The sequence below is a fragment of the Collinsella aerofaciens genome, assembly GCF_015558785.1.
In the GTDB taxonomy this organism is placed as follows: domain Bacteria; phylum Actinomycetota; class Coriobacteriia; order Coriobacteriales; family Coriobacteriaceae; genus Collinsella; species Collinsella aerofaciens_P.
In genome coordinates, this window is record NZ_JADMOP010000014.1 from 52329 (window position 1) to 62031 (window position 9703).

Annotated in this window: 9 protein-coding genes; 7 read left to right on the plus strand and 2 right to left on the minus strand. The window is 63.3% G+C overall.

The genetic code is table 11. The features are described 5' to 3' along the window. Positions 1–11: 11 nt before the first annotated feature. Entirely contained in the window at positions 12–728 is a 717-nt protein-coding gene (locus tag I2G40_RS07460; RefSeq protein ID WP_195544674.1) for a hypothetical protein, read from the minus strand. A gap of 115 nt (positions 729–843) precedes the next feature. Here I2G40_RS07460 and dnaX point away from each other — a divergent pair, with 115 nt between their 5' ends. Then, the gene (gene dnaX / locus I2G40_RS07465) at positions 844–3288 is read left to right on the plus strand and encodes a DNA polymerase III subunit gamma/tau (protein WP_195544675.1); all 2445 of its coding nucleotides are present in this window, start codon (positions 844–846) and stop codon (positions 3286–3288) included. A 21-nt stretch (positions 3289–3309) separates the two neighbouring features. Here dnaX and I2G40_RS07470 read toward each other — a convergent pair whose 3' ends face one another. Further along, a complete protein-coding gene (locus I2G40_RS07470) occupies positions 3310–3783 on the minus strand; it encodes a hypothetical protein (RefSeq protein ID WP_195544676.1) in 474 nt (157 codons plus the stop codon). Positions 3784–4121: 338 nt separating this feature from the next. Between I2G40_RS07470 and I2G40_RS07475 the strand changes: the two genes are divergently transcribed. The 6 genes from I2G40_RS07475 to I2G40_RS07500 all read left to right on the plus strand — a co-directional run bounded on the left by I2G40_RS07475 (position 4122) and on the right by I2G40_RS07500 (position 9632). Next, a complete protein-coding gene (locus I2G40_RS07475) occupies positions 4122–4442 on the plus strand; it encodes a YbaB/EbfC family nucleoid-associated protein (RefSeq protein WP_006235174.1) in 321 nt (106 codons plus the stop codon). Between the two features lie 13 nt (positions 4443–4455). Further along, complete coding sequence (gene recR / locus I2G40_RS07480) at positions 4456–5052, plus strand: recombination mediator RecR (RefSeq protein ID WP_006235173.1); 597 nt, start codon at positions 4456–4458, stop codon at positions 5050–5052. 245 nt (positions 5053–5297) lie between these two features. After that, positions 5298–6203 (plus strand): hypothetical protein, encoded by a 906-nt coding sequence (locus tag I2G40_RS07485; RefSeq protein WP_055285294.1) that lies wholly within the window; start codon positions 5298–5300, stop codon positions 6201–6203. After that, positions 6200–8044, plus strand: a complete 1845-nt coding sequence (locus I2G40_RS07490; RefSeq protein ID WP_195544677.1) for a serine/threonine protein kinase — start codon at positions 6200–6202, stop codon at positions 8042–8044. The genes I2G40_RS07485 and I2G40_RS07490 overlap by 4 nt, the downstream gene beginning before the upstream one ends. 3 nt (positions 8045–8047) lie before the next feature. After that, the gene (locus tag I2G40_RS07495) at positions 8048–8986 is read left to right on the plus strand and encodes an FHA domain-containing protein (RefSeq protein ID WP_195544678.1); all 939 of its coding nucleotides are present in this window, start codon (positions 8048–8050) and stop codon (positions 8984–8986) included. 295 nt (positions 8987–9281) lie between these two features. Then, entirely contained in the window at positions 9282–9632 is a 351-nt protein-coding gene (locus tag I2G40_RS07500) for a hypothetical protein (RefSeq protein WP_195544679.1), read from the plus strand. Positions 9633–9703 lie beyond the last annotated feature (71 nt).

Sequence of the window (9703 nt, forward strand, 5' to 3'; positions counted from 1 at the left end):
CTGCGTCCGGCCTAGCGCTTCTTCTTGTTCTTCTTCTGCTTGCGCTGCTTGCCCTTGGTCTCCTGGGGCTTGTCGCCCTGCTTGGCCTCGGCGGCGGCCTTCTCGGCCTTCATTTTCTTCTTCTTGGTCTCGATGCGGAGTTTTTTGTTGATGCGGGCCTTGAGGAAGGGACCGAACTGCTCGGCATCGCCACGGACGAAGGTGTCCTTGGGGATCGTCACGCCCTGGTCGGCGAACATGGCCACAAAGATGCGCTCGCCGTCGAGTACGTGGTCGAGCTTGTCAAACGGGAAGAACTGCGACTTGCCGCTCTTGCCCCAAACCATCAGGCCGTCCTCGTTGGCGGCGACGCGGCGATAGCGGCCACCCATGGACTCGTCGGCCTCAACGGCGTCGATAAAGTCGCGGGCGAGGGTGTGGTGCAGGTTTTTGCTCCACCAGGCCAAAAAGGCGCCGAACACGATCAGGACGACGCCAAACTTGATCCAGTTGCCGCCGGCCACCAGCATGCCGATGCCGATGAGCGCGGCAATTGCCGCGGCGACATACAGCGAGCCGCGACGCCTGGGCGAGGCGACCAGGCGGGCGAAGTCGGTGACCAGGTCGTTTTCGTACTGGTACTCGTTGAGGTACAGGATGCCGTCATCGGCCGCGGCCTGCTCCTCGAGCGCGACCTCGACCTGGTCGGCTGCTTCGGAGGGAACGAGGTTGCTCTCTGCGTCTGCCATGCTCTTTAGACTCCTATCGCGGCGGGCTCGCCGTACGGGTTATTATGAATGCAGTATGCCGTGCGACCGCATGGCCGTCGCGGCAACAAGTCTCAGTATACCCGGGGGAGCACCCATGGAATCGTTGTACCGAAAGTATCGCCCGCTCACCTTCGACTCCGTGGTGGGCCAGCAGCATATCGTCTCGACGCTCGAGCACGCCATCACCGAGGGGCGCCTGTCCCACGCCTACCTGTTCTGCGGACCGCGCGGCACGGGCAAGACCACCATGGCGCGCATTCTGGCCAAGGCGCTGCTGTGCCGTAATGCCGAGGCAGCGCGCGCCGAGGGCGCAAGCGGCTGCATGCCCGACGGTACCTGCGAGGAGTGCGAGCTCATCGCCGAGGGCAACCACCCCGATGTCTACGAGCTCGATGCCGCAAGCCGCACGGGCGTGGACAATGTGCGCGAGGAGATCATCAACTCCGTCAACTTTGCCCCGGTTCGCGGCAAGTACAAGATCTATATCATCGACGAGGTTCACATGCTCACGACGGCGGCGTTCAACGCGCTGCTCAAGACGCTCGAGGAGCCGCCGGCGCACGTGATCTTTGTGCTGTGCACCACCGATCCGCAAAAGATTCTGGAGACCATCCTCTCGCGTTGCCAGCGCTTCGATTTCCACCGCATCGGCAACGAGGATATCGAGCATCGCCTGTCCTATGTGTGCGAGCAGGAGGGCTTCGATTACGACGACGAGGCGCTGGCCATCGTGGCGCGCCATGCCAAGGGCGGCATGCGCGACGCGCTTTCCACGCTGGAGCAGCTGAGCGTTTTTGGCAACGGAGCCGTGCACGCGGACGATGCCCGCTCGCTTTTGGGCGAGGTTTCGGACCAGATCCTGGGCGAGTTTGCCCGCGCTATTGCCGAGCGTGATATTGCTGAGCTCTATGGGCTCATTCGCGCACAGGTCGAGGAGGGCAATGACCTGCTTGAGCTGACGCGCGACTTGGTGGCGCATATGCGCGACGTGTATGTGGCCTGCGTTGCCGGTGCCCGTGCCGAGCTGTTTGAGGGCGGGGCCGAGCAGGCCGAGGCGTTTGCTGCCGAGGCTGCTGCCTTTGGCGAGCATCCGGGCGACCGTCTGGCCCGCGTGCTGACGGCGCTCGACGATGCCGCGCTGGAGATGAGGGGCGCGAGCGACGTGCGCCTGGTGCTCGAGATCGCCTGCACGCGCCTGGCACGTCCCGAGGCCGATTTGACGATTGAAGCCTTGGCCGAGCGTGTGGCACGCTTGGAGGCCATGGTCGCCAACGCCGCGGTGCCGGCGAGCGTGGCTGCTGCTCAGGCCGCCGCGCCTGCAGCACCCGTACCCGCTGCTGCCCAGCAGCCGACGCTAATTTCGGGCGCCCGTGCTGCTACTCCTGCGGCGACCGCCGCCCCCGCTGCTACGTCCGCGCATCAGGGCGGCATGCCTTGGGACCGCGGCGCTGCTGTTCCGGCTGCCCAGCCTGCGCCCAAGTCCGCGGCTCCTGCGCCGGCGCCTAAACCTGTAACGCCTGCACCTCAGCCCGTTGCGGCTCCGGCTCCCGCGCCTGCTGCATCGACCGTGCCGGTGTCCAAGCCCAACAATGCCGCCCAGGTTGCCGCCGCCGGTGCTGCCGAGACGCCCGCGGTCGAGGATGCCGGAGAGCTGCAGCGCAAATGGGCCGAGGTTGTCGAGCGTGTCAAGGCACGTCAGGCTTCCTACGCAGGGCTTTTGCTCAACGCCCGTGCCACGGCCGACGACGGCTCCAAGCTCACGGTCTCGTTCCCCGCGGGTTCGACTTTTGCCATTAAGATGCTCGGTCGCGCCGATACGCAGTCGGTGGTCCTGCCGACGGTCTGCGCGGTCTTCGGTCGTCGTACCGTCGACTATATCCTGGATGGGGGTGGCACGCCGGCTCCTCAACATGAGGAGCATTCTCCATCTGCACGGGCTGCGGCATCTGCGGACCCGCAACCCGTGTCCTCGGCGGCCCCTGTATCCTCGAGCGCCAGCGCGCCGCAGCAGCAAGCGGCGCCGGTAGCGGCATCGACCCCGTCGGCGCCTAAGCCCGCGGCGCCCAAACCGGCTGCTCCGACACCCGCGCCCAAGTCGTCCGACCTGGGCAAAGCCCCCTGGCTACGCTCCGACAACCCCGCCGGCGCTCCTGCCACGGGTAAGCTCCCGACCGAGCCCGCGCCCCGAGCGCCCGAGCGCGCGTCCGCTCCCAAGGCTCAGCCTGTCGCGCCGCGGGAATCCGAGCAGGTGCCCTACGACGACGCTATGGTCGGCGGCTTCGCCGGCGATGCGAGCGGGGACGATCTGCCTCCGTTCGACGTGCCGGGTGCGACGCCCGCGCCCAAGTCCGCTGCGGCGGCATCCACGGCCCCCGCAAGCGACGACGCCCCTGCGGCTCCCTGGGAGTCCAACCCCGGTGCCGGCAGCCCCTTCGGCCACCAGGGCGCAGCCCCGAGCATCCCGCAGACCGAGGACGAGGCCAAAGACCTCATCCGCAGCGTCTTCGGTCAGGCCACCATCTTCAAACCGGTGGAGTAACCGTGCGGGCGGGTATGCTGCTCAAGAAGAGGTCTCTTTGTCCGGGCGCATCTGTATTTCGGACATGTGCAACGTGGTGCCGCGTATATCGCATTCGAGCAGACAAGTGCGTGACGGTCGGTCTAGGATGCTGAGGTCGATACGATACGTCGCATGGCTGTCCGTGTATTCGACTTGCTCGGCGTTGACGGTTGCTCCGATTGTCGATAAAGAGCCCGGTTCGGCATCGACAATCTTGAAGTCCTTTATCTTGACCTTGAACTCTTGGTAGAGGGACGGGCTGTTGTAGTAAACGGTTCGGGTTCCGTCGGTGCACTCATCGGTCGCTTCCCATTTGACGGTGGGCTGGTCCGAGTTGGCTATCAGCAGTTCTGCTCCAAAGGCTATAGCATGGGTGATGACAACCAGCAATGCCCAGCCGACAAAGAGATAGAGAACCACATATGCGACGGGGTGTTTTGAGCGGATGTTTTGGAGCGCGTCGGGGACATTCATGGGGCACCTCCAAATTGCTATCTATGACAATCAAATTATACCCTGCCGCCATGTGCGCCGCCTCGAGCAGCGGTTCGGCATTTAGCTATTTAGTGGCGCACATGAAATGCCGGATTCGGCTCTACTAGATTGAGTGTGCGATATTATGCAACCTTGCATAATTCGACCTTGCATAATCTTGGGGGCGCATCACGCTCCAGGACATGTATATCGACTGAGGTAGTGTGTCCGCCCCGCTTGCTTGCCCCGCGCCGTGGTACGATTTTTGAGTTTGAAAGTCCCGCCGTGCTCCGGCTGCCCTTGCAGCTTGTCGCGCGGCCGCACGTAAAGGAGCCATCATGGCCGGTATGAACATGCAGCAGATGATGAAGCAGGCTCGCAAGATGCAGGAGCAGCTTGCCGCCGCGCAGGAGAACCTCAAGTCCCAGACCGTCGACGCCTCTGCCGGCGGCGGCATGGTCAAGGTGACCGTTAACGGCGAGATGGAGCTCGTCAACCTCACCATCGATCCCGATGCCCTCGATCCCGAGGACGTCGATATGCTGCAGGACATGATCATGGCTGCCGTCAACGAGGCCGTCCGCGGCGTCAACGAACTCGCCAACAAGCAGATGGGCGCCATCACCGGCGGCCTCAACATCCCGGGCATGCCGTTCTAAGACACACATATATATGAGTGCGAATCACAGTCTGCAAAAACTGCTCGATGAGCTGGGCCGTCTGCCGGGCATTGGTCCCAAGTCGGCCCAGCGCATCGCCTATTACCTGTTGGAGGCCGACGCCGAGGAGGCGCGCCGCCTGGCCGAGGCCATCCTGGAGGTCAAGCAGGAGGTCCACTTTTGCAGCCGCTGCTTTAACTACGCCACGGCCGACGAGTGCTCCATCTGCCAGGACCCGATGCGCGATACCACTCGCATTTGCGTGGTGGGCGAGCCGCGCGATGTCCAGGCGATCGAGCGCACGGGCAGCTACCACGGCCTCTACCACGTATTGGGCGGCGTGATCAGTCCCATGGACAAGATTGGCCCCGAGCAGCTGCACATTCGAGAGCTGCTGGCACGCTTGGGCCACGAGGACATCCACGAGGTCATCATCGCCACCAACCCCAATATTGAGGGCGAGACCACGGCGAGCTATCTGGCCCGTACCATCAAGCCGTTGGGCGTCGAGGTGTCGCGTCTGGCAAGCGGCCTTCCCGTGGGCGGCGACTTGGAGTATGCCGACGAGCTTACGCTTGGCCGCGCCATCGAGGCCCGCCGCGCGATTTAGGTGGCGAGCCTGCTCCTGCCGTATGTTTTCCTCGCGACGCACGGGGTAGTCATAATTTCCCCGTGCGACTGTGAGTTTGTTGTGCAACAAAGATGCTTCGTATCCGCTTATCGCATGGATGCTTCCGCTCGCATCCTTAATTTGTCCATTCGTTGCGCAACCTTTTTGGTTCGCTGATACACTCAAATATGGATTCGAATGAATGCGCCGCTCCCGAGCGGCGTGTTTTTGTTGGAGGAGAACGCATGCGGCCCGGTGGCACTCAGACAAAGCGCGGCGCCGCGGTGCGCATACGACGCCGACTGGGCTTGGCGCCGCGGGCGTACGCACTGCTATCGTGCTCGCTGGTGCTGGTCATAGCTGGCGTTTCTGCCTATGGCATGACCGTGCCGTCCATGATGCAGGCGCATGCCGCACGCGAACCGCGCGTGGGGCATGAGGTCAAAAGCGATCTGGGCACCACGACTGGATATGCTTGGGCAAGTGTGGTCGGGCATATTGTGTTTGGCACCGACGATGCGGACGGCGCCGAGGCCCCGGACAACGAAGTCACGCTTGCCAATGGCAAAACCATCGTGCTCACCAACACCAAGATCATCGATCGATTGTCCAACAATAGCGTGGCGGCAACGGTGAATAAGGTTGAGCAGCAAAAGGAGCAGGACGCCCAGCAGTCCGGAAAGCCCGGTAGCTCGGATACTTCTGGCTCCGGCTCGGATTCATCGAGTTCGGGCGGCGGCTCTGGGTCGGGTTCCTCTACCGGAGGGCCTGGAAACGGCGGCTCGACGGGCGGCAACACTGACAACGATGCAAACTCCGGCGGCCTTTCCGCTGCTGAGGAAGAGAGCATTCACAGTTGGCTTGTGACCAAGTACAACATGCTCGACGGCTATGTTTCTCGTGCCAATGACGTGGTCTCGACCTATAACTCTACGGGAGATCCCAGGCCGTGCGACAGCCTGGTCGGGGAGATGTTTGTCATTCGAGCCGAGTTCGGTCGTCAGACATTCTCGCCCCGGTCAAGGTGGTATCAGCAGTATGCCAATCTGTGGGGCTGTTACACCAACCTATGTCAATGGGTCGGCCATTACGGCGATGATGACGTCGCGCTCGGTAACTTCAACAATAACGTGGCGGCGCTTGCCCTATGATGACCGATCTTGCATCCACCACACCACAATCGCTCGGTCGCGATCCCATGGTCGGCCTGCGCCTGGCGCGTGTCGACGGGTTTGAGCCGGCCATTGCGCTCGGTCAGGACGAACTGCCTGCCTATCTGCGTCGTTTTACGATACTGTTTGCCGACGATGCCACCATGCGCCGTGGCGGTATCGGCCGCGTGACGCGTGCTGTCAACGCCCAAGGCGAGGACGTAGCACTCAAACAGCTCATCTTGCCGACGCGCGATGAGTTTGACGACGATGCCGCCCATGAGTCGCTGGTCGCCAAGTTCAAAGCGGCATTTCGCGAGGAATATGAATGCCATCGCGCCCTTTCGGGCCTTAAGGGCTTTCCCCGCCTCTATGGCTGGGGCGAGGTTGATGGTGTGCCTGCAATTGTCATGGAATGGGTCGAGGGCGAGACGCTCGCCCGCTTGCGTTCGCGACTCGCCGTGGACGATGCCGGACGCCTGTCGCCGCTTGTGGCGGCGCGTCTGGGTCGCGACCTGTTCGATCTGCTCTGCCGTATGAGCCTGGTGGGTGAAGGCTTTGTCCATCGCGATATCTCGCCCGCTAATATTATGGTGCGCACGGCGCGTCTACCGCTTGACCGGCAGCTTGCCGAGGGCACCTTTGACCTGTGCCTGATCGACTTTGGCTCGTCGCTGGCGCTTGAGCCTGCGTCGGCCGTGGCCGGTACCGGCGGCAAGGCATCCTTTACCGAGCGCTATGCCACGCTGCGTCGCGCGACGGTTGCCTATGCCCCGCCCGAGATGCTCACCGACGATATTCCCGATCTGCGCGCTTTGCGTATGTCGCCGGCGATCGACGTCTATGCCGCGGCAAGCACGGTTTACGAGCTCATTGCCGGCGTCGCGCCATACGAAGCCGCGCCGAGCACTTCGGGCACCTCGGGTTCGCGCAAAAAGACGCGCGACATCGCGAGCCCCTACCGTCTCAAGATGGACACGCGGCCAGACTATCCCATTGGTGCCCATGCGCCCGGTTGTGATTTGACTCAGCTGCTTCGTCGTGAGCCCGATGTGGCGCTCGCCGCGGCCGAGCAGGCCCAGCAGCTAGGGCTTGAGCCGGATTCCGAAGAGCTACGCGATGCGCTGGCGTTTGTCGATGCCCAGCTGTTCGACGTGGTGATGGCCTGTCTGTCCAGCCATCAAAAAGATCGTCCCGAGCCGGCGGCGGTCGAGGCGGCGCTCTCAGCGTTTTGTGACCACTATGCGCAAAATGTCGGCCGTTCGCTCCGCGGCGAGCCGCTCACGCCGTGCCCCATGGATGCGTCTGGCCGCGCGGTTCGTCGCGCGCTGATGGTCGGCGCGACGGTCGTCTGTGGCGTGGTTTGGGCTGTGGTCGTGGTTTCGGCCGCGCTGCTGGCGTCGGGCGCTCGCGTGACGGTGACTTTGGGGTCGCTCGTGTGGTCTGGGTCGCTACCGGGTATTATTGCCGCACTGGCGTTGGCACTGCCAGGCATAGCCGGCGTTGTCACGGGGGCACTTGCGCGCAATCGGCGCTCGGGGTTCCTGCAGGGTGTGCTTGCGCTTTCTGCCTGCGAGGTTCCGGTGTTGGTTGTGGCTGCATGTAGCGTATTTTCCCAACGCGCCGTGATGGGCGGCCTTGTTGCCGCTCTGGTTGCAACCTATACGCTTACGTGGTTTTTGCTTGCGATGGGCTTTGCCTTTGAACTTCCCGTTTCGGCACCGCGACGCACAAAAGCCCAGATGGCGACTCCGCTTGCCGGTGGAGCCGCAGCTGCCCGTACTTTTGGCGGACCTGTCGAAGTATCGTCCGATTCTATTTCTACGACCAAGGAGGCCTAGGTCATGGCATCTCAAGTTGAGCTCACCCCATGCGGGGCCATGTTTGACATCTTTAAGCGCGCGGCGCATCTGAGCCATATCGAGCTGTGCGGCTTGGTGCTTTCGTCCCGTCCGCTCGCCGACGGCCGCAGCCCGCAGAGCCGAGCCGCCGATCGCTCTTGGGTTTCCCGCTTTATCGTTCGCGCGCCGGTCGGCACGCTTCAGCAGCGCTACTTTGCCGAATACGGTACCTCGGCTGCGCGTATTATGTCGCAACTGGCCCTGCGCCAGCGCAATCCCATGGACTCCACGGCTGTGATCAATATGGTGTGCGGTCCTGCAGGTGAACCGATGGTACGCGCGCTCGAAGAGTGCCACCAGGACACGAATCTCTATCGCAACGCGCTCGATCGCCTGTCCCAGGCGGCGGAACTCATGCCCGCCGAGCGCGCCGAGGCCGTGCTGGTGCTGTTTGTCGCCGTCGGTTGTTCGGCGGATGTGCGGTCCTCGGTGAACTATTCCATCGACTACGCACACGCGACCTGTGGCGGAGGCACATCCACGCCGCGTTCGCTTGGCATGTCGCTGGCTGCGGGCGAACGCGAACCCGCCCCGGCGCACCCCTTGGGCTTGCTGCGCGTGCAAAACAGTTTTGTCGTGAGCGCCCCGCGCTGGATTCAGCCGAGTGAGCAGGGTGTTGAGATTGGCGCGCTGGCCACTGGTGAGGGCGATATTACCGACGTCGGCGACGATGTCTCGGCCCGCCATGCCCATATCTGGTGCGATGCTCAAAATATCTGGCACGTCGAGGACTTGTCGTCCACCAACGGAACCGTGGTGGTAAACGGGGCCACGCGCGCCTGCATTCAGGTCGAGCCCGGCCGTTCCGCCCAACTCAATCCCGGCGACGAGCTCAAGCTCGGCGAATCCACTACCTACGCCATCCTCTTCGGTGCCCTCTAGCCGGCAGATAGGGACGTTCCTTTTCTGCCGCCACTTGGGGACGCTCCTCGGCGCGCCAGAGCCAGTCGCCCGGGGATGGAGGGGCCATTTTGGCCCTTGGCGGTCAGTCGGGGCGAAACTGTTGATGTTCACTAAGAAGTGGTCCGAGTGATCACTGGGAAATGAGCACCGTGAGCACGAAAAATTGAGCAGTTTAAGCAAGAGGGCCGCGCCCCGGGGACCGGGGGCGCGGCCCTCGCCGTATGGTTTCCCCGGGCGGTTACTTTGGCGAGCCCGCCCGGGAAGGATGGAGGAGATGACCGTGCCCCTGGACACAGTGAATGATATACGGTCGATGGATGCCGCCGGGCGCTCGAGGTCCGAAATCGCCAGAGTGCTCCACGTGAGCCGGAACACCGTGGCGAAGTACGCCGACATGGAGGACATGTCGCCCGCCGCGCCGATGCCCCGGAGGAGGGGCAGGCCCGCGCTCGAGGGCAACGAGGAATGGGTCGCGGGCGTTCTCGAGGCCGACCTCGGGGCCCCGAGGAAGCAGCGCCACACCGCCAGGCGGATCTACGACAGGCTCGTCGCCGAGCGCGGCTACGGCGGCTCTTACTCCACCGTGCAGAGGTTCGTCCGCGAGCTCAGGCTCGCCCGGTGTTAGCGCCGGGCGATTTTAGCCGCTAATAGTCAAACTATTTTGACCAATCCCGGTCACCGAATAATGGCCACCGT